Source organism: Paraburkholderia sp. MM6662-R1, from assembly GCF_050436245.1.
Classification (GTDB): domain Bacteria; phylum Pseudomonadota; class Gammaproteobacteria; order Burkholderiales; family Burkholderiaceae; genus Paraburkholderia; species Paraburkholderia tuberum.
On record NZ_JBNDLV010000001.1, the window covers coordinates 3,456,354 to 3,478,124 of the forward strand.

At 60.5% G+C, this 21,771-nt stretch carries 29 protein-coding genes; 6 read left to right on the forward strand and 23 right to left on the reverse strand.

What is annotated here, in order from left to right:
* Positions 1–14 precede the first annotated feature (14 nt).
* Complete coding sequence (locus OKW39_RS16370; RefSeq protein WP_429563030.1) at positions 15–485, reverse strand: hypothetical protein; 471 nt, start codon at positions 483–485, stop codon at positions 15–17.
* Positions 486–782: 297 nt separating this feature from the next.
* Here OKW39_RS16370 and OKW39_RS16375 point away from each other — a divergent pair, with 297 nt between their 5' ends.
* The 3 genes from OKW39_RS16375 to OKW39_RS16385 all read left to right on the forward strand — a co-directional run bounded on the left by OKW39_RS16375 (position 783) and on the right by OKW39_RS16385 (position 2,942).
* On the forward strand, positions 783–2,003 hold the full coding sequence (locus OKW39_RS16375) for a Bcr/CflA family multidrug efflux MFS transporter (RefSeq protein ID WP_090801465.1): 1,221 nt from the start codon (positions 783–785) through the stop codon (positions 2,001–2,003).
* A gap of 214 nt (positions 2,004–2,217) precedes the next feature.
* Positions 2,218–2,448 (forward strand): hypothetical protein, encoded by a 231-nt coding sequence (locus OKW39_RS16380; RefSeq protein ID WP_090805429.1) that lies wholly within the window; start codon positions 2,218–2,220, stop codon positions 2,446–2,448.
* Positions 2,449–2,537: 89 nt separating this feature from the next.
* The gene (locus tag OKW39_RS16385; RefSeq protein ID WP_429356002.1) at positions 2,538–2,942 is read left to right on the forward strand and encodes a RidA family protein; all 405 of its coding nucleotides are present in this window, start codon (positions 2,538–2,540) and stop codon (positions 2,940–2,942) included.
* A gap of 146 nt (positions 2,943–3,088) precedes the next feature.
* On the opposite strand, the gene OKW39_RS16390 is transcribed toward OKW39_RS16385, so the two are convergent.
* Positions 3,089–3,526 carry a DUF4279 domain-containing protein gene (locus OKW39_RS16390; RefSeq protein WP_244144925.1) on the reverse strand — a complete coding sequence of 146 codons (438 nt, stop codon included), beginning with the start codon at positions 3,524–3,526 and terminating at the stop codon, positions 3,089–3,091.
* A 50-nt stretch (positions 3,527–3,576) separates the two neighbouring features.
* On the opposite strand from OKW39_RS16390, the gene OKW39_RS16395 reads away from it, so the two are divergent.
* Positions 3,577–3,816, forward strand: coding sequence for a hypothetical protein (locus OKW39_RS16395; RefSeq protein WP_208524317.1), 240 nt, complete (start codon positions 3,577–3,579; stop codon positions 3,814–3,816).
* Between the two features lie 181 nt (positions 3,817–3,997).
* On the opposite strand, the gene OKW39_RS16400 is transcribed toward OKW39_RS16395, so the two are convergent.
* A complete protein-coding gene (locus OKW39_RS16400; RefSeq protein ID WP_090801462.1) occupies positions 3,998–4,417 on the reverse strand; it encodes a DUF4279 domain-containing protein in 420 nt (139 codons plus the stop codon).
* An 11-nt stretch (positions 4,418–4,428) separates the two neighbouring features.
* Positions 4,429–5,205, reverse strand: a complete 777-nt coding sequence (locus tag OKW39_RS16405) for a hypothetical protein (RefSeq protein ID WP_090801461.1) — start codon at positions 5,203–5,205, stop codon at positions 4,429–4,431.
* Between the two features lie 1,470 nt (positions 5,206–6,675).
* On the opposite strand from OKW39_RS16405, the gene OKW39_RS16410 reads away from it, so the two are divergent.
* Together OKW39_RS16410 and OKW39_RS16415 are read left to right on the forward strand one after the other, a co-directional pair.
* A complete protein-coding gene (locus OKW39_RS16410; RefSeq protein ID WP_429563031.1) occupies positions 6,676–6,906 on the forward strand; it encodes a hypothetical protein in 231 nt (76 codons plus the stop codon).
* Between the two features lie 48 nt (positions 6,907–6,954).
* Entirely contained in the window at positions 6,955–7,290 is a 336-nt protein-coding gene (locus tag OKW39_RS16415) for a hypothetical protein (protein ID WP_429563032.1), read from the forward strand.
* Between the two features lie 1,157 nt (positions 7,291–8,447).
* On the opposite strand, the gene OKW39_RS16420 is transcribed toward OKW39_RS16415, so the two are convergent.
* From OKW39_RS16420 to OKW39_RS16510, 19 genes are all read right to left on the reverse strand, one after another.
* Positions 8,448–9,401 carry a hypothetical protein gene (locus OKW39_RS16420; protein ID WP_429563033.1) on the reverse strand — a complete coding sequence of 318 codons (954 nt, stop codon included), beginning with the start codon at positions 9,399–9,401 and terminating at the stop codon, positions 8,448–8,450.
* Between the two features lie 6 nt (positions 9,402–9,407).
* Positions 9,408–9,926: a Panacea domain-containing protein gene (locus OKW39_RS16425; protein WP_429563034.1), complete on the reverse strand. Its 519-nt coding sequence runs from the start codon at positions 9,924–9,926 to the stop codon at positions 9,408–9,410.
* Positions 9,927–11,089: 1,163 nt separating this feature from the next.
* Positions 11,090–11,554: a hypothetical protein gene (locus OKW39_RS16430; RefSeq protein ID WP_429563035.1), complete on the reverse strand. Its 465-nt coding sequence runs from the start codon at positions 11,552–11,554 to the stop codon at positions 11,090–11,092.
* A 151-nt stretch (positions 11,555–11,705) separates the two neighbouring features.
* Complete coding sequence (locus tag OKW39_RS16435; protein ID WP_184053189.1) at positions 11,706–12,551, reverse strand: hypothetical protein; 846 nt, start codon at positions 12,549–12,551, stop codon at positions 11,706–11,708.
* A gap of 83 nt (positions 12,552–12,634) precedes the next feature.
* On the reverse strand, positions 12,635–13,630 hold the full coding sequence (locus OKW39_RS16440) for a hypothetical protein (RefSeq protein ID WP_429563036.1): 996 nt from the start codon (positions 13,628–13,630) through the stop codon (positions 12,635–12,637).
* 19 nt (positions 13,631–13,649) lie between these two features.
* Positions 13,650–14,300 carry a hypothetical protein gene (locus OKW39_RS16445; protein ID WP_429563037.1) on the reverse strand — a complete coding sequence of 217 codons (651 nt, stop codon included), beginning with the start codon at positions 14,298–14,300 and terminating at the stop codon, positions 13,650–13,652.
* Positions 14,300–14,767 (reverse strand): hypothetical protein, encoded by a 468-nt coding sequence (locus tag OKW39_RS16450; RefSeq protein WP_429563038.1) that lies wholly within the window; start codon positions 14,765–14,767, stop codon positions 14,300–14,302. Before OKW39_RS16450 ends, OKW39_RS16445 begins: the two co-directional genes overlap by 1 nt.
* A complete protein-coding gene (locus tag OKW39_RS16455) occupies positions 14,764–15,057 on the reverse strand; it encodes a hypothetical protein (RefSeq protein WP_429563039.1) in 294 nt (97 codons plus the stop codon). The genes OKW39_RS16450 and OKW39_RS16455 overlap by 4 nt, the downstream gene beginning before the upstream one ends.
* A complete protein-coding gene (locus tag OKW39_RS16460) occupies positions 15,054–17,513 on the reverse strand; it encodes an AAA family ATPase (RefSeq protein ID WP_429563040.1) in 2,460 nt (819 codons plus the stop codon). Before OKW39_RS16460 ends, OKW39_RS16455 begins: the two co-directional genes overlap by 4 nt.
* Positions 17,510–17,905 carry a hypothetical protein gene (locus OKW39_RS16465; RefSeq protein ID WP_429563041.1) on the reverse strand — a complete coding sequence of 132 codons (396 nt, stop codon included), beginning with the start codon at positions 17,903–17,905 and terminating at the stop codon, positions 17,510–17,512. The genes OKW39_RS16460 and OKW39_RS16465 overlap by 4 nt, the downstream gene beginning before the upstream one ends.
* A complete protein-coding gene (locus OKW39_RS16470; RefSeq protein WP_429563042.1) occupies positions 17,895–18,167 on the reverse strand; it encodes a hypothetical protein in 273 nt (90 codons plus the stop codon). Before OKW39_RS16470 ends, OKW39_RS16465 begins: the two co-directional genes overlap by 11 nt.
* Positions 18,160–18,525 carry a hypothetical protein gene (locus tag OKW39_RS16475; protein WP_429563043.1) on the reverse strand — a complete coding sequence of 122 codons (366 nt, stop codon included), beginning with the start codon at positions 18,523–18,525 and terminating at the stop codon, positions 18,160–18,162. Before OKW39_RS16475 ends, OKW39_RS16470 begins: the two co-directional genes overlap by 8 nt.
* Positions 18,522–18,752, reverse strand: coding sequence for a hypothetical protein (locus OKW39_RS16480; RefSeq protein WP_429563044.1), 231 nt, complete (start codon positions 18,750–18,752; stop codon positions 18,522–18,524). Before OKW39_RS16480 ends, OKW39_RS16475 begins: the two co-directional genes overlap by 4 nt.
* Positions 18,745–18,966, reverse strand: a complete 222-nt coding sequence (locus tag OKW39_RS16485; protein ID WP_429563045.1) for a hypothetical protein — start codon at positions 18,964–18,966, stop codon at positions 18,745–18,747. The genes OKW39_RS16480 and OKW39_RS16485 overlap by 8 nt, the downstream gene beginning before the upstream one ends.
* Positions 18,959–19,168 carry a hypothetical protein gene (locus tag OKW39_RS16490; RefSeq protein ID WP_429563046.1) on the reverse strand — a complete coding sequence of 70 codons (210 nt, stop codon included), beginning with the start codon at positions 19,166–19,168 and terminating at the stop codon, positions 18,959–18,961. Before OKW39_RS16490 ends, OKW39_RS16485 begins: the two co-directional genes overlap by 8 nt.
* A 65-nt stretch (positions 19,169–19,233) precedes the next feature.
* Positions 19,234–19,515: an XRE family transcriptional regulator gene (locus OKW39_RS16495; protein ID WP_429563047.1), complete on the reverse strand. Its 282-nt coding sequence runs from the start codon at positions 19,513–19,515 to the stop codon at positions 19,234–19,236.
* A 132-nt stretch (positions 19,516–19,647) separates the two neighbouring features.
* Positions 19,648–19,884, reverse strand: a complete 237-nt coding sequence (locus OKW39_RS16500; RefSeq protein WP_429563048.1) for a transcriptional coactivator p15/PC4 family protein — start codon at positions 19,882–19,884, stop codon at positions 19,648–19,650.
* On the reverse strand, positions 19,881–20,615 hold the full coding sequence (locus tag OKW39_RS16505) for a KilA-N domain-containing protein (RefSeq protein ID WP_429563049.1): 735 nt from the start codon (positions 20,613–20,615) through the stop codon (positions 19,881–19,883). The genes OKW39_RS16500 and OKW39_RS16505 overlap by 4 nt, the downstream gene beginning before the upstream one ends.
* A 402-nt stretch (positions 20,616–21,017) precedes the next feature.
* The gene (locus OKW39_RS16510) at positions 21,018–21,761 is read right to left on the reverse strand and encodes a hypothetical protein (protein WP_429563050.1); all 744 of its coding nucleotides are present in this window, start codon (positions 21,759–21,761) and stop codon (positions 21,018–21,020) included.
* Positions 21,762–21,771: the final 10 nt, after the last annotated feature.

Consider the following 21,771-nt stretch of genomic DNA (forward strand, 5'->3'; position numbering starts at 1 on the left):
GGCGCGTGTTTCGCCTAGCTGCCCGGTGCGGGTATCGTCGGCGGCTTGCGCCTGCCGGTCAATTCGGCCCAGCGCTTCTCCAGCGCGCCTTCGGCGATCGGCTTGATGATCGTGCCCGAGCTTTGCGCATCCCACGTCTGCACCGAGAGCGGATGCACACGCAGCTGATCGCGCGTGATGACCGGCGCGTGATGCGCATCGACGAGCCAGTCGTAGACGAAATCGATGCACAGCCGGTAGCCGCGTTTGGTCGCCGCGTCGGGGACTTCGTAGGGCGCGCGCGTCACGTAGCCCGAACCGAAGATGCCCTTCGGCTCCTGCGCGACGCGATGCAGGAACACGCGATCGCCGGGCAGGATGCCGCGCGCAAAGCCGCAGCCCCACACGTCGGCCACCGCGTCGCCGGCCGCCACGCGTTTCGCGATGTCGGGCAACTCGGGCCACGGCCATTTTTTGGGGCTCCAGATGAGCAGGAAGGCGGTCATCGCGGGTTCGAACGGGATCAAGGGAAGGGTGTTGCGCGACGTCGAGCTTTTATGTCGGGCCGTCAAGCTGCGCATACGGAAGCGCGTTGGGCATGCTGGCGGCAGCTTAACCGATCGAGGCTGATTGCGCCGCGCCGCGCCGCGCCGCGCGGTGCTGTCGCGCAACGTCCACGCAGCGGGCCACGAGCGCCGTCAGCGGATTAACCGTCACGTACAATCGAGCCGGTCAACTGATGGCCGTTCCCGCTTCACCCGTTCCGCTGCCGATGCCGGCGCGGCGTTCCATCCGGATTTCCCATGTCTCACGTCGTCAGACGCCGGCCCGATGGCCGGCTGATCCTGTTGCTCGGCGCGCTGGCCGCGTGCGGGCCGATTTCCATCGACATGTATCTGCCGAGCCTGCCGACCATCGCGCAGGCCTTCGCGGTCGGCACGGGCGCCGCGCAATCGACGCTCACGAGCTTCATGTTCGGCTTTTCGATCGGCATGCTGCTGTACGGTCCGCTGTCCGATACGTATGGCCGACGGCCGATCCTGCTTGGCGGCATCATCATGTATGCGCTCGCGAGCATCGCCTGCTCGCTGTCGGTCTCGATCGGCTCGCTGGTGGGTTTCCGCTTCGTGCAGGCGTTGGGCGCGGGCGCGGCGTCGGTGCTGGCTCGCGCGATCGCGCGCGACGCGCACGAGCCGGGCGACGCGGCGCGCGTCCTGTCGATGATCGCGATCGTCACGGCGATCGGTCCACTGCTCGCGCCGCTGATCGGCGGACAGTTGCTGCTGCTGGGCGGCTGGCGCGCCGTGTTCGTCGCGCTGACGCTGTTCGGTTCCGTGTGCGCGGTGACCGCATTCCTGAAGGTGCCGGAGACGTGGCCGCGCGAGATGCGCGCGCAGTCGGCGCTGCTGAAGTCGTTCGGCGCGTATGGCACGCTGCTGCGCGATCCGGTCGCGTGGGGACACATGTTGTGCGGCGGCATGGCGTTCGCGTCGATGTTCGCGTACATCACGGCGACGCCGTTCGTATACATCGAGTATTTCCACGTGTCCGCGCAGCACTATGGATTCCTGTTCGCGCTGAACATCGTCGGCATCATGTTCGGCAATTACCTGAACACGCGGCTCGTCGGCCGGCTCGGGCCGGTGCCGATCATCTCGTTCGCGGCGACCGTGAGCTTCGTCGCGTCGCTGTTCGTGTCCGTCGTGTCGCTGACGGGGTGGGGCGGCTTATGGTCGATCGTGTTCGGGCTGTTCTTTGTCGTCAGCGTGGTGGGCGTGTTGTCCGCCAACTGCACGACCGATCTGATGCATCGCTATCCCGCCAACGCGGGCGCCGCGGCGGCCGTGTTCGGCGCGGTGCAGCTCGCGCTCGGCGCACTGTCGAGCCTCGCGGTCGGACTGTGGCAGGACGGCACGCCGAAGGGCATGGGTATCGTGGTCGGCGTGGCGGGCTGTCTGTGCTTTGTCGGACGCATGCTCGTGATGCGTTGGCACGGGACGAAGTCGCCGGTTGCGGCTGTGTGAGCGTGTTGTTCGGATATCGAGGGTGAGCGCTGCGCGAGCGCTGTGAAAACGGCGTGAAAACTGGATGGCGATCGTGCTATTGCGGCTGTGGGCATCGGCCGACGCGTGAGTTCATCGGACGCGTCTCCGGAAAACACCTGGTGTTGCGCGCGCACCACCGTGCGTTGCGGTTTGCATTGCTATGATGAAGTCACTGTTCCTCGGAGCGGCACTCATGGCGATCAAAGACCTGATGAACGGCGAACGGCAATTTGCGGCATTCGCCGAAGCGCAACGGCTGGCCGACAGCGGCGCTTATTACGATTACACCGACATCGAATACGTGTTGCGCTTTGATCACGGGTTGACGGATGTATCGGCTCTGCTCGATAGCCAGTTGATGCATCGCGATCTGAATCGTCGTTGCGCGGATGCGCGCGAAAAGCTCGAGATGGCGGACGCGTGATGCGTGATGCGTGTTGCGTCGTGCGCGGGTTCGTGCTGAATGAAGCACGGCGATGAATCGCTCCGAGATTTTCACTTCTGGAGTGGTTAATGACCGATAGCACGCACGCCTTACGTTTGCCCCATACCGACAATCCGGCCGCGCTGGCGAAACCTGGCGGCCACTACAGTCATGTCGCGGTCGCGAATGGCTTCGTCTTCGTGTCGGGGCAGTTGCCGATCAACGCGCAAGGCGAAAAGCTCGCCGATGCGTCGTTCGACGCGCAGGCCGAACAGGTTCTGGCCAATGTGAAGGCGGCGCTCGAAAGCGTCGGCAGCAGCGTCGCGCAACTGGTGCAGGTGCGCGTGTATGTCGTCGATGTCGAACATTGGGCGAGCTTCAATCAGATCTATGCGGGCTGGGCCGGCGAGGCAAGGCCGGCGCGCGCGGTCGTGCCGGTGCCGCAGTTGCACTATGGGTTCAAGATCGAGGTTGAGGCGGTGGCGGTGGTTTAGGTCGTGATGGTGGGTACGGGGGCCGTGCATGTTTGCGACATAGAGGATTAGTTCAGAAGTGCGGCCCATAACACTCGCGCTGTGCCTTACAAGGTCGCACAAAAAAGCCGACTCGCGAGGATCGGCTTGTGAATTCGAGCGAGGCTCTATCGATATTCATCGATCTCAGCGGTGCCGCCCATGGTTTCCATCATGGTGCGAATATCGTCGGGCACATCAGGCACGCGGTCGCCGCTCTCGTTGTCCCAATAACAGAAGAAACGCATCTGTGCGCCCTTGTCTGCGAGTAGCTGGCGCAAGTCATCTCGCGGCAAGTTCAGGCGATCAATAAGATAGCGGAGATGCGGTTCCAGGGAGTCGCTACGAACGGCGGCTTTGCTTCTCACCCCCCATACGCCGGTACGCCCCGGAACGCTGCTCAGTCGCCCCGACGGAGTCATAAACCGCTCCCCTTTGACTATCGCCGTATCCGGTGTAACGCTGAAATATCGGGTCCAGACTTCGGGATCTAAATCATCCCCGGCTATCGAAAATGATGCATGTGCGAGTTGATGTGCGTTCATCGTATGAAGATCAGTTTGCATAGTCCTGCATATTGCCGATGATGTTTTTCTAGATTCGTCGCCGAGCAGCGTTGACGCGCCTCTATTGCCAGCCCTGGCTGCGCGCGCAGCGCCCGCAATCCGCGAGCGCATCCTCGAAGAGACCAAAATCGACAATTGCGCAGCCTATGAAGGCGAACAGCAACACGCCGGGGCGCACGGCGACATTGCACGGCTTCCGTTCAAGCTCCCGCGATTGGGCCAGCGAACAGGGCTATGCGCGCGACCTTGCCGAGCGGGCGCTTGCCCATACCGTGTCGAACAAGATTTAGGCGGCTTATCACCGCACCGATTTGATGGAACAGCGCCGGCCGATGATGGAAGTGTGGGCCGTGCCTGTTTGCAGCATAGAGGATTAATTCAGAAGTGCGGCCCATAACACTCGCGCTGTGCCTTGCAGGGTTGCAAAAAAAGCCAATTCCCGAGCATCGGCTTGTGCATTCGAGCGAGGCTCTATCGATATTCATCGATCTCGACCGTGCCGCCCATGGCTTCCATCATGGTGCGAATATCGTCGGGCACGTCAGGCACGCGGTCGCCGCTCTCGTTGTCCCAATAGCAGAAGAAGCGCATCTGCGCGCAAGTGCGCTCGATGAGTTCTCGCAAATCGGCACGGGGTAGCCCGAGGTGGCCCACCAGATAGCGAAGATGAGGCGTCAGATCGTCGCTCATTATTGCCTCCGCGCTCGAAACGATCCATGTGCCTTGCCGCCAAGGAATGCTGCTCATCATGCCGGACGGCATTAACCTGGGCTGCCCTTTGGCTCCCGCGCGAGATGGTGATACGCCAAAATAGTTCGTCCAGAATTCGGGCGGCTCGGTGTCCTGATAGATCGTGAACGCTGCGTGGGCGAGTTTGTGTTCGGGTGCCATCTCTGTTTCTCTCAGGGTGCCCAGCTATGCATGTTGTCGATGATCGCGCCTCTGAACTCGACATTCCCATCGTCGTGCCAAATAACGTTGTCGTCCCCGCGCATTCGATTGTCTTCTTTCATCATATGGATCATCCTGCCGAAGGTCTTGCGGTCATACCCCAGCATCTTCGCCGCGTAGTTTGGGTTGTTCGTGCTCTCGGCGAGTTCAACCACATCGCCGCTCAACGCATCAGGCACATACTCAAACGGCTGCGCGTCGCCGAGCAGCGTTGATGAGCCTCTATCGCCAGCCCTGGCTGCCCGCGCAGCGTTCAACCGGGTTTGCCAGGTGGCCGGATCATACTGGACGGACAAAATGGGTTCGCCGTCCGGGTGACTGCCTGTCCTCGCTATGGGATTCATTAACGGCGTGCTGCTGTACGGTGACGGAAACAGGCCATTACGCGGACCTTTAACGGCAAGCAGTTTGCCCCGGCGAATCTCTTCGAGAAGAGCAACGATCACCCACCAGCCATCGGTATCAGGGTTGCGGTCCCGTACATCATGAAAAAACAGCCAGTGACTGCCAATGAGATTCCTAATCAGTTTCCGGTCCTCCTCCCACTTCCTGCGATTCAGTGCGGCGATAGCAAGAAATTCCCGGGTCTCCGCCCTAGCCCTCTGAAGGTCTGCGGCCTTGCCGAGGCACGCCTTATAGTGCCATTCGTCGCAGATGACATAACAGGCACCCGGTGGCCGCTGGCAGAACAGCTCCACGGAGTGCATTTCAAATACGGACAGGGACATGGGTGTGTCGATGGTCTATCTGAAGTCGCTGCCGGAGTTGACAGCAGTCAGATAATTACTGTGCGACAGGCAGTCCGTACATGGGCGACCGCCCAAAATCTCGACGGCTCTCGACGAAACGGAAAAAAGCGCCCGCACGAACATTGCGGCTTTTCGCGCCCGTAGCGCGGATGCTCGCGGGCAGCGACCGTACCGCTGGTCTATCAGAGCGGAGAACTGCTCCACCTCGGGCCAGAAAAACAAAAACCCCGTAAGTCACTGAACTTACGGGGTTTTTCTTGAAAGCCTGGCGGAGGCGGTGTCCGCCAATAATTCAGCATTGGCGCGGCTTTCCAGAGTAATTTATCGATCAGTCCACCATCCAGACCACCATCCGGCGATAAACAAAACGCCCGCGCGGATCGCTCCAGCGGGCGCTTCCTGTAAAGATGGCGCGCTATCGACATTCGCCGAGCGATGCCCACCCCTCGGCCAGACTCGTGCCGATAGCGATCAACGAGAAAAGGGCGGCCGTGAGAAAGTAGACGCTCCATGCGGCCACGGATGGCCGGTTGGGTCTGAGGTCGTTGCTCGTCATGCCGCGTGCGGTTTCGGTCGACCAGCGACGCACCGTTGATCGATGTTGGCGCGCACTACTGGGTTGCCTAGCAACTGGCGAGCATCGAGCACGCCATAGCGGGCACGAAGCACTTTTTCGACCGCTTGCCAGTCGCGGCATACCTGCCGCTGTCGGCAAGGCTGTACGCGGCTCGCCGTATGGCCTCGCGCCGCCCAGCCCCTAGCGCATCCCGGCTCGTCATGGCTTGCCTCTGACGTAAGGGTGTCGCTTACATCATAGGTCGCACGTCGAGGCGTGCTTGTACGCTATCAATTGCTATCAATCGCGCGGCTGGCGCCCAAGCGGCTGGCGTGCTCGCGCTGCACCGACAAAAAGGACGGGCCGAGGCGACCGACGCATCGAGGGGCTACCCCATGGGGGCCTGCCATTCGGAATTCGAGGATGTTCGCTAGAACAGAATTCATACGTCAAGGCTGACCGGAGTTTTGTGGAATATTCGCGTTTTTGTATCCCCACCAGTACCTCTAAAATTGGTCTCCTGAGCAAGTACCCGGTGCGATTCCCGCGTTGCCTCGATGCATCACGCTGTTCCGAAGAGCACCCGAAAAGTCCGAGGAAAACGCAGCGTGACTGAAATCGGGCAGGTGTTACTAAAAAGTAACACTTTGTTGCGAATTGTCGCGTGCCGAGCGACTCAAACTTCTTGGGACGAACACGGAGTCCCCACGGGGGGGGGCGACAGAGGAGATGCCTGTTTCTGGTTTGATTCTTGCATCTATTTTGGAAAACTTACCCATCGTTGCCTGTGCCGCGTACATTCGCGGAAGGCATCGAGATTTCGTGGTACGCCGCCAGAAGTCGGGATAAACTTTTGTTACACTGCGTCGTGGTTGAGGCCGTGGACAAGCAACATGAAGGAGAGCGCGATGTTTGATTTTCGCATGTCAGTTGGCGAAAACTTCGCATCGTTCCGCGACGATGCAACGGGGCAATTCGTCTTTGTTGATTCGTTCGACAACCGCGAGTTCAACGTTCATATCGGTACGCTTCGCGAAAGCCGATTCATCGGTACATTGGTCGCCGATTCGAACGAAGTGCTGAACGCCAAACTTCAAGAATTGGTCGCGCCCGGGACAAAGTAATCAATCATGCCAATAACGATACAAGAATTGGCAGGGCTGGAAACACGGATGAACGCGACGCTTGTGACGCACAACGCCAAATTTGTGCTGACGGGTCACTTTGCTCTGTACCGGGTGAATGATCCGCGTAATGTTCCGCCGATCACGATAGCGGAGCTTGAATCGATCCTTGATCGGCTAGTCCAAAAGTACGTCACAAAAGTTTTGGCACTGAGCGATCAGACCACCTTCAACGTTCGATGCAGCAATTCACACATCAACATTCCTTGCGGGTTCCACCATACCGCGTCCGGAAACGGTAAGACGACATATGAAATATCGGCCATTACGGTGATGCGTAAGAAGAATTTCCACTCGAAAGATCCCGTCGACTATATCGTCTGAAGCCCCGCCAAGAGCGGGGATTTTCATATCTGCTTCGTCCCAATGCAGCCCGTATTCAGCAGGCTTGCCGTTTCCATGCGGTCTTTTGACCCATGGGTTTACGCGGTCGTAAAACCCGACATGATTCAGCGCTGCTAGGGGACGTCCACGTCGAGTCAATGCTGCCCGCATTAAACAGCATCCAGACCTGCCTCGGCCCCGCAATGATCCATGCAAACGCGGCGCGGCAGCGAACACAAATGAAGCGCTGCTCGGCGCGATCCGCAACTGCACTGGAACCCTGCAGCGTCAGATTCTCGTGCGGCTGAACCGTCGACGGCTGCCCGTCCAGATCGGCGCATGGGGCGCGGGGTTGCATCCATAGCTCCATCGGCTCATTGAGCGACCAGTTGCCCGACCATCAGGTATGAGAGTGGCTCGGCGCTGGCCCCGCTGTCGCGGTTGGACCCGGGCATCAGAGCGAGCGTCAAGCGGGGTTCAATTTTCCGCGAAACTTGCAACTCTTGCGCGCGACTTGTTAGCGACTCCGAAAACGTCGATCCCCACTATATCGCTCGGCCCGTTCAGACGAGCATGAGCACTCCTTTGTCAATGGAGTGCAATCATGGATCGAACCCTTTCTGTAGGAGATATGGTGCGGCTGATTGGCAGCGAGAAAGTTATGGTCGTCACGGATCAAATGGACGACCAAGGCGCGCCATACTGCCGATGTGAGTGGCACGACGTTAGCGGACAACCGTGCGAGCGGTGGTATGCGGCGGCGGCCCTTGTCCGCGTTGAATAGCTTTCGCCGCTGCGGCGCCGCAATCGACACACCTTACGGATAGCGGTCTGCCGCAGCTACGAGTGTTCGTGGGTCGCGCGAGAAGCAAGTACTGCGTCGATCTGCACGATCGGAATCATCGCGCACTGTTCAGCTGCAGCGTGCTGAATTTCAGTAGCTTATGAACCGAGCGCGCTGACGCCAAGCATCTCGGCAGCCTGTTTCTGGTTGACCTGAGTCTCCCGCGTGTCACTTAGATAATAAATCTGACGGCCCCCGTTAAGATCTGGATCACACGGCTTGTTGCCGTCAACCTATTCCAGGACTTGACATGTTTTTCCCAGTTGTCCGTTTATCTTGCCGAATTTCCGAATATCCCGGAACGTGCCGTTACTCAATGAGGATTGCCGCGCTTCGGGAGTTTCGTGCGGGGGATGATGTGTTCATGCAATTCCGCTCCTTCGAGGGCTTGATTGAATTCACGCGCCAATTGGGCATTTTTCTTGAACTGATGGGGGCGATCAGCGGTTTCATCCAGTGCCGCGCAGATATGTCTGTGGATCGCCTGTTGTTCAGTTGTCAAATCGGCTCGGGATTTATAGAAGTCGTTCACTCCGAAATCGGCAAAAATATCCACGTACGCCGGACCGTCTTCTGCGCGTTGCACATGTGTCCTGAGAAAGCTCGATAAGCGGGAGGCCGGCATCTCCCGGCACTTCTTCTCAATATGCTGCCACACGGAGTTTTGCATGATGACACGCGGACTATCGGCGTGGGCTGATTCGAACTGATATGCAGCGACGAAGGCGGGCCCAAATACCATGGGCGGCGCACTGGAGTCCTCAGGATCCCTTTGGCGGTGGTAGAGGTCACCCATCGCGATCCCGCCGCGGCTTGCAAAGCCTTGCGAGAGAAGCTCTCGGCAGATCTTGAACACTGCATAAATCAGCAGTCCGATTGCACAAATGTCCCGCTTGACCGACATCACGATGAAATCCGAAAACGAATGGAATCGCTCGTCAAAGTCGGACGGCGACATTTGCAGATCTACCATCGGAGCGAACGCCTGTGCGTATCCGTCGATGCGAATGTCGAGTGCAGCGTGAATCCGGCGAAGCAGTTCCCGGCCGCTCTCATTCTTATGAGCTGATCGCTGGATAGCCTCCTTGAAGCCGAGCAGGTCGACGAATGCAACGACGCGTTCTTCGTACTCAACGCCCTTTGGAGAATCGGTCTTCTGACTGGCGGATTCAAACTTTCCGCTTTGCGGAATAATCTTGATTGCGGACAGATCGGGCTCGGCGGTAGGCTTGCGCGAACGGCCGCTTGTCGTTTTCTTCGCTACCAATTTCGCTCACGCCGGTTGTCTTGCACGATGTTGTGCACGTTGCTGTGCGGGTTGCTGTGCGGGTTGCTGTGCGATCTGGCGGAAATAGTCGCGAATAGCTTCGTTGCTAATCCGCGCATCTTGCCCTTCTTCCTGCCAGACCGTTTCCCATGGACCTTCGCTGCTGTGGGACATAGCTACCAACTGCGCGGGTGACTGGCGACCATAGACCTCCAATATCCGATCGATCAGCGCAGCAGTCCATTGCTCGCGCGGCGGTAGGGTGGGCTGGCTCAGCACGAGGGGATGGTTCGCCGGAATCGGATTAGACGAAAAAACCTTCAGCGTGTGATACAGGCCCGGAAGCACCGGTCCAAATCTCCACGCCTCAAACTGCTCGTTGACGAGCGGTTCGTTAGCGAGCGCGAGGTGCCACCCGTGGCAAAAGTAAGCGAGCTTCTGGATCGAGAGATTGGTCTGAGTCCAGTTGCGGGTTGCGGACCGGCGAATTAACTCTCCGGCCAGTTGGAGCGCAGAGATTGTCATAAACTTTTCCTCCAAGTCACCGACGGCTTGCGAGCCGTTACAGGACAAGAATAGACGAACCTTCGAAACACGTTTTGTTACCGTCCGCACTCAGCATGTCAGACATGCCCGCACGTGTCCATTGGTGTGGGGCCGCTGCGAAGTTTAGCACCGGCTGGCTACATCCCCGTCAATCCTTGGCCGTTCCCACCAGCATTGCGGCGCTCGGCCGCGGGCCAGATGGAACGGAACGATGGCCGTCGGGAATGCCGAGATGCCTGGCGACGTTTAGCGGCCGGATTCATCTGTCGATTGGCCTCCGAATTTTTCGCCAAATCGAATTGCTAACAAAAACCTTACATTCCGCTGGCGGCGCAGCGCATCAAAGGCTTCCGGACAGCGGCGGGGTTAATCAGCGGATTCGCACGGCATTTTTGGCGTCGTAGAACCGATCTCTGGGACGCAAAGGGCGCGCCCGCCGATCACAAGTCAGTCAAACTGATAGCCTCCTTTTGTGGCAAAAATCGACCCCTCCAGCATGCAGGGAAGCGCTGCAAGCCTTACCCACAAAGCCTTTCGAATGGTCATGAGAAAATCTCATGAAGGCGATTGTGACTGTGACTGCGCCCCTTTTGGAACCGAAAATTACTTAAAGACCGCGCGTCGCAGCATTCCCCGCGATGCGCCGGGCCTCCGGAAGGACCCGCGACCCCGCCGGGCTTGAAAAGGAGCCTCCCAATCCCCCCGGACGCCGGTCGCGCGCCCATCGCGGCGGGCCGGGCCCGACCCGCCCGGCCCGGCGAGATAGCGGCCATGCCCCACCTTTACGGAAACGCCCTCGGCTGCAAGGCGTGCGGTCTGCTCAACCGATCCGAGCGGGCCAAACTGCGTGAGCCAGTGTGCAGAGACCTCAAGGTCAGGCTCTGCCGTTTTGGGATTGCGTGCCATGCAGTTGGAATTCCTTCAATGTGTTGTCGATATCAACGGGACGCAACCGGCGGTAAATCCACCATCGCAACGACAGGCGTAAACTGTTCGCGGGATTACTGCGCGAGTGCCCGTTACCTCATGCAAAAACCCGCAGAGTCTGCGGCCGTAGTTTCGACTCACGGCGCGGCAGGCACAAAGCCCCGGCATTTGCCGGGGCTTTTTCATTGGTGCGCCGATCGTCGGGACCTCACCTGTCAATCGTCATCCTGTGCAGGGCCGCCGGTCGCCGCTTGCCCCGCGCCGTGTCTGTTCCACAGCGCGCGGGCGTGCGCGGAGAAAGCCGACTCGCAGCGGGAGGCCGGCTGCTCGGGTTCCATCTCCGCGGGCGCGCCGCTCTCCGCTTCCTGAGCCCTGCCGTGCTTCTCCCACAGTGCCGCCGCACGATTGGCAAACTCCTGTCCTTTCGCCGCTAGGATCGTCGCCGCCGCCTGTGGCGAAAGGCAGGGCGTAAAGGCAAGCTCCCGCGCCGTGTCCGGCTGGGCTGCGGCGTGCGGATGATTAAGGATCGCGAAGATTCGTTCGCGTTCGGCGCGTGCTCCCGGGTGCTCTGACGGCGCGTAGTGGGACGGCCCGCCCGTCAGCTCCAGCTGTGTCGGCGCTGTCCTCGCGGCGGCGCCCGACAGGCCGCGTGGTCGAGAAAGTGGATGTCCAATACTCATGATTTCTTCCTTTCAATGTTCAGGCGTAGGTGAGCTCGCCAACACGGCCGTTCGTTACTGTCAGCGCCTGCGCGTCAATGATGCGAACGACGCGGAGGCAATACCAAGGGCGGTCGATGGCAGGGCCGCCCTCGGGTCACATCTGGAGGCGTTAGCCTTCCTGCACCATTCCCGGATCGAGATTCAGCCGGATCGTTCGCGGCTCGCCCTCGGGCGGTGCATTCGGATCGCCGAACGCGTGGATCACTGTCGACTCCCGTCGGTTGCGTTCGTTCTTCGCCCGCGACGCCTCCTCCATTTCGGCCATTCGTCGCTGCGCGTACGTGGGCCCACGCGGAGCCGGTCGGACGACCGCGCCGACCGCCTCAAGCTCGCTGAAAAGCGCGTCGTAGTGCGACAGGACAGCCTTGTTGCCATAGGAGCCGAAATAGACTTCCGATTGAGCGCCCACTGCCGATCCGATCTTCAACTTTTTCGCGAACCGTTCGATCGAATAGTCGCTACCGTTGTTCGCTTCATCAAACTGGCGGAGCAACCGCGCCGCCGCGGCGCACCGAAACACCGCATCGGAAAGACTTTCTATCGCCGCGTTGACCTCCTGTTCGCACGCCGACATTTCGCCCTTGAGCGCCTCGTAGGCGGCGCGGTCGCGGGCATTCACAAGTTGGTCACGTTTTGCCCCCAAGGCGGTCAGCCGTTGTTCAATCAGTTCAGTCGCGCCCGTCGCAGCCTCGAGATTCAAGGCTTCGGCCTTGCCCGTTCGTTCGAGGCGCTTCAATTCTTCGTCAATGTCTGCCGTGTCCGGCGTCTGTTCATCAATGAACGCCTGAGCTGTAATCTGGCTACGCTGCGCCCGCAGTTCTTCAACGCGAGCCTTGTGCGCAGTTGCTGTCGCGATCGTCTCCTGCGCCCGCGTGAGCTTCGCCTTCGTGGTGGAAATTTCAACCGTGTTTTGTTGAATGGCCGCTTGTGCGGCCTGTACTGCACTCGTGTCCATACGTTTTCTCCAGTTAGTAGTGCTTACGGGGTACGTTATACGCCGGTTGGTCATCATCCGCGTGTGTGCGAATGGCTGAATTTCTAGTTCAAAGCGGACGCTATATCCTGTTCAGGTTGGCATCGGTTGACGCGCCGCCGCAGTTCCAGCGCACGCCTCTGCGAGCATCCGAGATACCGCCGGATATCCGAGACGGTTGCGCGTACGCGGCCGGTTGCGATTGCCTCGGCAAGGCGCGTCACGTCTGTTTCCGTCTCTTCCTGCACGGCGAGCGGCGTGACTGCATCCGTTACCGGCTCGTGACCGGACGTTACTGCCGGGTGGTCGTCCGCTGTCGACCCGGCGCGCCTGCCCGAAACACACGCGACCAGTAGCGTGGTACGCGCGGGAATCACGAGCATCCACAGCAGGCACGCGACACCTTCCAGCACCGCCGCGAATCCCAACCCAGCTATCAGGTCGACGCGCGCCGCCGGTACGCCCAGCAATGCCGCCATGCGCAGTGAGACTGGATCGGCTCGCATCGAATCCCGCCGCTCCGCCTGGCGGTCGGCCTGCTCTGTCCGCCGGTCGTCCGCCACCTGTGCACGCCGCGCTTCGTCGGCCTCCGTAGTCAGCGCGTCGAGCCGGGCCGTCAGCGTGACCCGTTGCACCCGCGCCGCCGGACAGTCGCCTGTGCAGCGCCGTGCCTCCACCGCGGCAAGTTTCGCGATGACGCCCGCCCGGTCGTGCGCAATCTCAGTCAGGCCGCGCCCCGATGGTGCGAGAGGGACGACAGCGGGCGAGGTGACCGCCTCCGCACGGCTTTCACCGGCATGCGCTTGCGCCATCAGGAAGAACGTGGCGTGACCGTAGCAGGCCGCCGCAATGCAAGCGACCCACAGCGCGCCGCCGGCACAGCGCACGACCAGCGATGCACCCCGGCACAGTGCAGGCAACAGGTGAGCGGCCATTACCAGCACCACGCCGATTGCGACCCATAGCACGCGCTCTGACAGCCAGCCGCCGCGCTGCCAGCCCGCGACGATCGACAGGCACGCGGCTGTCGTCGTTGCGGCCACGGCGAGTAACGTTGACACTGCTTTCGCACTCGTCGCGTCAATCGTCATCGCGAGCACCTCGCGTATAGCCGGACTCTCCGGTCCAGAGTGTCTTGCCTGGATCGATAAACGGCTTCTCGGGCGGCTCGTAACTCAGCATCAGCACGGCGAAGACGCGCTCCCCGTAATTCTCGCGGGCGTGTCGCGGGGCGGCGTACACATAGTGGCGCATGTAGTCCTGAACGCCTGGATGCCACACGAACGACAGCGGATCGCGTGCACTGAGGGAGGCGCTAGCCGATCGCGCGAAGTGCGCAAGCGCGATCTCGTGAAAAGCCGCGATCCGGTCGACCATCGGCATGCTTTCGTCCCGAACGCGCCCGGACGCCTCCTGCTTACGCGCCTCACGTTCTTCGTACGCCCATAGCGGTGCCCCAGGATGCAGCGCCCCGAACAGTTGATAGAGCGCTTTCAGTGCGCGCACCATTTGACAGTCGCCGGGTTCCCGGGGCTCGTAGGTATAGCCTGTTTCCGGATCAAAAGCGCACGTCCCTAAATCCGGCGTGCTTTCGGACAGGGAAATGCCCTCCGCCATGTGGCGCAATGCGGGCCGCGCCAGAGCGGTTGCGCTGGCCTGGGTGACGTTTGCCGGTACCGTGATATCGAGCATCGTGAGCGCAAGCGCCAGTTGCTCCCGTGTGTAGTTCATTACATTGTCCTTTCGTTCAGTCCTTCGCCGCACCAGTTCCGCTTTGCGATCGCCTCGCGCGCCACCGCTGAGGCTCGTGCTTCGCGCAGTCGTTCGTGGAAATAGGCAAGATCCGGATGTAGTGTGCTGGCCCGCTGTTGCTCGATGCAGATCAACACCCGGTCGCGGTCTGCTTGCGGCCAGCCCTCCAGCTTTGCCAGATCGTCTACCGCGTCCGAAAGCTCCCGCTGCCACTCGTGCAGGCGTTCGGGGCTCAGATACGGACCCCACGGCCAATAGGGCCCGTCAGCAACCAGCGCGCCGTCGAGCGCCGTCACGCACGCCAGCAGCCCCTCGCGGTGTGCCTTCATCGTGGGGAGCATCGATTCGACGGCCTCGGACGCGCCGTCGTAATGCAGGCGTTCGCCGTTGAGGCTCAGAGTCACCGCGCGCCGCCGGCACTCGTGCCAGATATCAAGTGCATTCATCGCGCTTGCTCCTGTCGGGCGCGCGAGTGTGCGCGATAGCTGGCAATGACACCCCAAAACCCAGCAGCGAACAGACGGCGGAACCGGACTGGCAGCGGCCCGCACTCGATACACAGCCACTCCCAGCCCTGCTTGAACGCCCGGTCGTCTGTGTTGATTCCAGGGTCCCCAATATGGCCCATCGCTTCGAGCGTGCCGCGCTGCACTGCGATCCGCTCTGCGCGATTGTTGATCCGCGTGCAACGAACAACGTCGTCGCAAATGCGGTCGAGGTATTCCGACTCGGTCATAGATCACCCCCGACGTGACCGTCGTCAAGTCCGCAATCTTTTGATTCAAGTCCGCAATGGTTTTCGGATTGCGGACTTGATTGCGGACTTGAATCCCTTGCTGGTCGGGTGTTTCCGGTCAAGTCCGCAAGTCCGCAATGGTTTTCAGAACCCCCCCGCGTGCGCGTGTGCGCGCACGCGTGCGCACGCGGGGCGTTAGAAATTGATTGCGGAGTTGCGGACTTGGCTTGTATCCCTTGCTGGGCTTGGTTCTCAACTCCGCAATCGTCTTTGCGGACTTGAATTGATTGCGGAGTTGACGGTTGCGGAGTTGAATCCGCGTTGGTCGCGTCGTCGACGGCCGTCAATTGACCTTCATTGTTACCAAAGTCAGCGTAATAGACAGTGGCCGGCTTGACCTCGTCCGGATAGTTCGCGCCATGGGTGTCCCATATCCAACCCCAATCCTTGCCTTGCCTCACCGCCCGGATTTTGGCGCCCGATGCGAGTTCAGTCTTCTTCGCGGCCTCAACCGTGCGCCAGCTGATTCCTTCCGCCGCCGCAGCCGCTTTCAACTCGCGAGTCGATGCGAAGGGGCGCAGCAGTTCATAAATCATGCTGCGGGCACGGTCGAACTTCGAAGCCTGCTCGGCTGCGTCCTCCTGGCTATCTTCGTCGGCTTCGATCTCGCGCAGAATGTCCCCGGCCGAGCCGGTAAGCGGCTCACCCCACTGGACGCGGCTCGATGCCAGGTCGCCTATGTCCAAAACATCGATTGAGTACTCAAAGCCGCCCGCGTCGTCCGTAATGTTGGCCTTGCTCTTCATGAAGACCCGCCGGCCGCTCGTCTCGTCCTTGCCCGCAATCAGGATCACGCGCGCCGAAGCACCGAACGCCTGAGAGCCGATAAGGCGGTCGTTTGTTGCCGCCCCCTTGGACCCCTTGGAGAAGTGCGTGATACCCAGCAGCGCGCAGTTATGAGCGGCGGCGAGGTCGAGCAACGGCTGGAGCGAGATCCGCACGTCGCCGGCCTTGTGACTGTCACCCCGCACAGCGCTGATGATCGGGTCGACAATCAGCAGCCGCGCACCGCCGATCTCCGTCAGCTTTTCCGACAGGATCGGCACGTCGCGGCTGGGGTCGAACGGTGCAAGTTTGTCGTCGTCATCGATTACCGACTCGATGAACCGGACGCGCGTCAGGTCAGCACCGGCCGCCATCAGCCGCGGAACGAGGGTATCGGCCAAACCATCCTCGCCGGTCCAGATCACGACATTGCCGGGTTCGGGGCACTGCGTACCGTCCGGCCACGCCCCGCCGTTTGATACTGTCGCAGCCAGCGCAATGGCGATCGTCGTCTTGCCGCAGCCGGCCGGACCCGCGAACGCCGTGAATTTCCCAGCGGGCAGGTATCCGGGCCATAGCCAGTAGATCGGCTCAGGCACGATGTCACATGCACGAGTCAGCACAACAGAGGGGCCGGAGCGCTTGCGGGGCGCTGTAGCGGCCTTCTCTGCTTCGGGTAAGGCGGTGGCCTCCTGCTCGTCGCCGGGGGGCGTCGCAGCCTCTATGCACGCGCGCACGGCCTCCAGCCCGCCCAGTGCATGCAGGTCGTTAAAATCGGTGGCGCCGTTCGGTCGGTCAGGGCCGAAAGCCGGAATCGCCAACAAGCCGCCCACCGAGCGCGCGGCCGCTCGCGCTTTCGTCCAGCCCGGATTTCCCGCCGTTCCTGCATCGTCGTCGGCACAGAGGATCAGTTCGCATTCAGGGAGCTTGTTCCGCAGCTGCCGCGCAACAGACGCCAGGTTCCCGCAATCGAAACTCACGGCCACGGGCATCCCGGTTGCCTCGTGCAGGCTTGCCGCTGTCGCGAAGCCTTCCGCGATCAGAATGCGCTCATTGGACGACCGGCCGAACAGATACGAACAGCCGGCCTTTTCGCCACCCGTCAGGAAGCGCTTCGAGCCATCTTCGTAGATGAATTGCAGACTCACCAGCTCGCGCGCCGAGTTGCGCACCGGCACAATCAGCGTGCGCCGGTCATGAAACTCTTTCAGGCCGTAGGGCTTGACCTTCTTCTTCTGGCAGTAGGGGTTATCTGCGGTGGCATCGCGTGCGCCGGCCCATATCTTCCTGGCCTTCGCGGCCGCCCGCTTTTGCTGTCGTTGTTTCTCGGCTTTGACCTCGGCGCGAATCCGGTCCATATGCGCCCGCCATGCAGCCCTCTGCTCTGGGGTGAGCGTGTTTTCGCTCCTGCTCGACCAGTACGACCGCATCCCGGTCTTCCAGTCACCGAGCGCGCCGCCAGCCATGTCACCGTCAACATGCAGCACGTACCACGCGCTCTTTTTGTTGCGCTTGTCTTCCGGCCCGTCGAAACGATGGATCTTGCCATCCGCGACGATATCGGGCGCGGTGAACCCCGCCGCGGTGAGTGCGTCCGCGAACTGCGATTCGATGTTCATTACTTCGCTCATTGAACCTCCTGCTGTGAGGAGTCCTCATAGCTATGTTTACGCAAAGACGCGCGCAGGTTCGTGGTCGCCGCCGGGAATTCGGTATCGGGCGACTCCAGCCAGCACAGCAGCGTCCTCGCGACTTTGATTGCTGCGGCGCGTGAGTGGTCGAAGCGCCCCTCGAAAGTGACGTGATAGATCCCGTTCGCGGCTGTCTCGATTACGACGCGTCCCGGCTCCCTTGCGCGCTGCTCGGCCACACCTCGCTCGCGACGAATGGTGAACAGGTTCGGGATGCACTTTGGACGGCGGCCGGGGCCGCGTGTCTGCCTCACCGGCTCCCGGTGGATATTCGGGTAGCGATCGGCGAGCATCAAAACCCTGGCGTGCTGTGTAGAGAGGTCAGGAGCCATGGCGTTCCGCCTCCATGCTGTAGCGCTCGCGCAGCAATTCGAGGTGAGCCGCGTTTTCGTCGGCGAGCCTCGCGCCAAGGTTCGCCAGACCGCGCTCCGTGGACCAGTTCTGCGTCCGTCCGGCGATCGCTTCGAGCACATGGCCTAGTTCGTAGAACTGTTCGACTGCACATTGAAACTGCGTGGCGGCGTCAGATACGAGAGCCCGGAGTTCGGTCGTGTCTTGCGGTTCGGCCTCGATGGAAACAGGGCGCTTAGCCATGCGTCGCCTCCCCTGGATGCTCGATCTGATAGATCAGCCTCTCCGCGTCAGCGGCCAGTGTCTTTGCGGTTACTGCGCAAAATTCCTGAATGATCCCTGCGTCACAAACAGAAATCACGCGCGGACCGTCCCGCGTGTCGGCCAGTTCGTCGTTCATCAGAATGCGGGTAAGGCTCTCGATTCCGTAGCCGACAGCGCGTGCGCGGTCGATAAGCGTCAGCATCTCGCCGACCGGCAACGGGAACATGCCTGCCTGTGAGGTGTGGTACGTGTCACTGGTGAGCGGCGACAGTGACGCGCTGAGCTCGAACGCAGGCCGGGTTCGCTGCGGGGCATTCTTCCTTGTGGTGGCGCTCACGGCTGCACCTCCATCCAGCGAACCAGCGTTGCACGAACGTCGCCCAGGCTATCTTCGAACAGGCCGAAAAGCGCGACTTGCGCGGTGGTTGACATGCCGGCGAATTGCTCAGCGACTTCCTCCAAACTCAACAGGCTGGCCAACGCCTGCAACTGGTCGACGCGGATAATGGCCTTGTCAGTCGCGTACGTGCTGCATGCGTCGTGTTTTGTGGTGAGTTCAGACATTACCGACCTCCGCGCGCTTGAGCTGCTTTTGCAGGATGCTGCGGGCGAGCGCGACAAAACGCGGGGCGTCCTCGGCGTCGATTCGAAGTTCGCCGTAGCTCGTCTGAATCGTGAAACCTCGTTCCATGTCTGAAACCTGCTTTGCCAGTGCGTAGCCGATGCGGTCGATTTCCGCATTCGTGGACTCGACTGTTGCTGTCGTGTTCTTACGCATGACGCACCTCCTCGCGCGAGAGTGCAGCCACGGCAGCAAGCGCGCCGCCGGCAGGCATCGGCTGAATATTCAGCCGATCCGCCTCCAAGCTGTAGCGCTCGTGGGCGAGTTCGGCCAGGCGGGCCAATGCAGCGCCGGTTATGTCGAGCGCTTCGCGATCTGTCTGTGCGAGGGTGGCGCGACGAAGTGCATCGCTGACCAAGGATTCGATGGGGGAGCGGTGCGCCCGGCGAACGCGAGCGCAGGGGATATCGCGCGATAGTACGGTTACTTCGGGTCGTCCAGTTCGATCGTAGCTCCTAGCGAGCGCATTCGATTCAAGACGCGTTCGAGCGTTTCCGGCGGTAGCTCCAAGCGCGCCAATGCAAAGAACAAGATTTGTGGACTCATTCCAGACGGCTCCGCGCCGCCTGTGTACTTGCGCCAGTGCCTCCCTCCGGATAAGCCAAATAGATCCGACATTTGGGCGCTCGATAGTCCAAGCTCTTCCTTGAACTGCGCGAGCGCTTCTGGTGGTGGTGGGTGATAGAGCATAGGAATTTTGGGCATGGCGCAGCGCGCCGCATAAATTAGGCATGGTGGTTTTCCTCTCGGGTATGGGCCGCACGGGTATGCAGCCACTAATGCCCATGCTAGGCCGAATAGGCCTATGTGTCAATCGACTTGCGCCAGCAGAGCGCATCAGTTGCCTCCCTGCGGCAGTTCGCGGCCGGCAAGCGTCAGCCCGCGCACAACCTCGGCGAGTTGTTCCGGTCGAATGCTCACGCCGCTGCGCGATGGCTGATAGTCGCCGTTCTGGTCGGCGTACCAGATCCGAAGGTCGATGTACGGCTTGCCCTTATAGGTGCTGTGCATGATTCGCAAGCGCTCGCGGGCGTTTTTCTGCAGGTCCAGCACCGGCAGATCGGATGCGCTCATGCCGCACCTCCTGTCAGCTCCGTGCCGCCCAGCGAAAGTTGCGCCGGCACGCCGCCGAGCCTCAAGCGGTGACGCTCGATCCGCGCGAAGTCTTCGGATGTCGTGCTACCCGCCAGCAGGCGCTCACCGAATGCGGCTGCATCCGCGACCTGGGCACACGTCATTTGCCGCGCGTGATTTACGCCGACATACAGGTTGAGCGATTCGTAGACCGTGTTGAACAGCAGGCCGTGACGCGCGACGATGGCGGCCACAATGGAAAGCAGCCCTTCGCGGTCGGGCGTCTCGCTACGCGCCTCTGGCGGTTTGTTCCAAGCCGTGGCACCGCCCCGCAGAATCCGGTTGATCGTTGCATCACACCAAACGGCAAAGCGGGTGTTCAACCAGCGAGCGAACGATACGGCGAGCTCTGGGCACAACCAGGTGCCGCTGTTACGCACGGCCCGAATAAGTGGGATTTCCTCACTTATTCCCAGCACCTCGCGGAGTACTCGCATGTACTCAACCGTTGAAGACAGACGCAGCCAGTCCGTCGGGCGCTTGCTATATCGCTTCGCCGCATGGGTAGCGTTGAACCATCCGGAACTGTCGAAAGACACGGCCCGGCCGTCGAAGTCCGCGACGATGACGCGCGCGCCGCCTGGCGCATCGGTCCGCACCGTGTTAACCTTGGTCCTGACCTCTGTTGTTTTTTTCGAGCTGCGCTTCGGCGTGGCTTTTTTTTCGTCCATCGCTCAAGCCTCCACAGTCGTGCTTGATGCCGATGTGGTCGACGCACCGCCGCATGCACCAATCAGTAATGCGCGCAGCTCGCCCACGTTCCAGCGCGCATTGCCGCCAATCTTGATAGGTTTAGGGAGGTCGCCTCGCTTCGCTCGCTCCCAGACCGTCGAAACGCTGCACGCGCATAGAGCTGCAACGGTCTTTACGGGGACGCCTGCCGCGTTCGGGAGGTCATCAAAGTCTTTGAGGGCGTTTGCCGGTTTCATCTGTATCCACTCGAAAGGCGTCCGGATTGGACGTTCGAATGGATTCTTAACTTCGAGCGCGGGCGGAAATAGATCGTCTGCGCGCCGCGGCCCGATCTTGCGGGCTGAGTCTCCGCACTGCACGCAAGAGGGGCCTATTGCATGCTACGACCCCTCTGCGCGCGCTAGCCGTCTTGACTTCCGCCAATCTATGACGTAGCGCTTTCGCGTGCTGAACTCCATAGGAACCAAAGCACCTAGACTTTCCGCTGCACGGTCAATTGTTAATTTATCTTTGATGTAGTTGTTGTCGAGCCACTCGAAGGCTGCGTCCTTAATGGCACGATTTTCTACATGCGCAGCATTGGCCGCGATTCGGGCGCGTTCCGAGATTGTCCGGCGTACGGCAAGGTCTATTTGATCGTCAATCTCCCCCAAGCCGCTATTTTCATCCACGTAGAGGTCATATGCCATGACAATGCCTACAAGATGTGACGCAGCAGACAAACTTCTCAAAGCGTCATCAACATCGCCGTCGATTTCACTTCGAATAGCGGCGCAAATTTGATCACATGCGACTCCTGAGAACCGCCAAAACGTCAATTGGTCGTCTTGCGAATAACTTCTGTTATTTTCTTGATTTACGTAGTGCTGAATTTCTTTAATGACGAAGCCCTCTAATCGCAATTCATTTACTTTTAAAGTTGATGCCATTTCCGAATCGAATTTCGGCAGCACCATGACGTTTATGAACTCCGTCATAGAGGGGAATAGACCCCTAGTTACCATGACGCCGGCCAACAAATCGGCAATATTCAGCGCGTGGCGGGCAATTAATGGCGCATTTCGCGAAGCGTCGCTATACCACTTCCACCAAATCGGGTCGTCTACATTTTCAGGCTTTGTCATACGATATCCT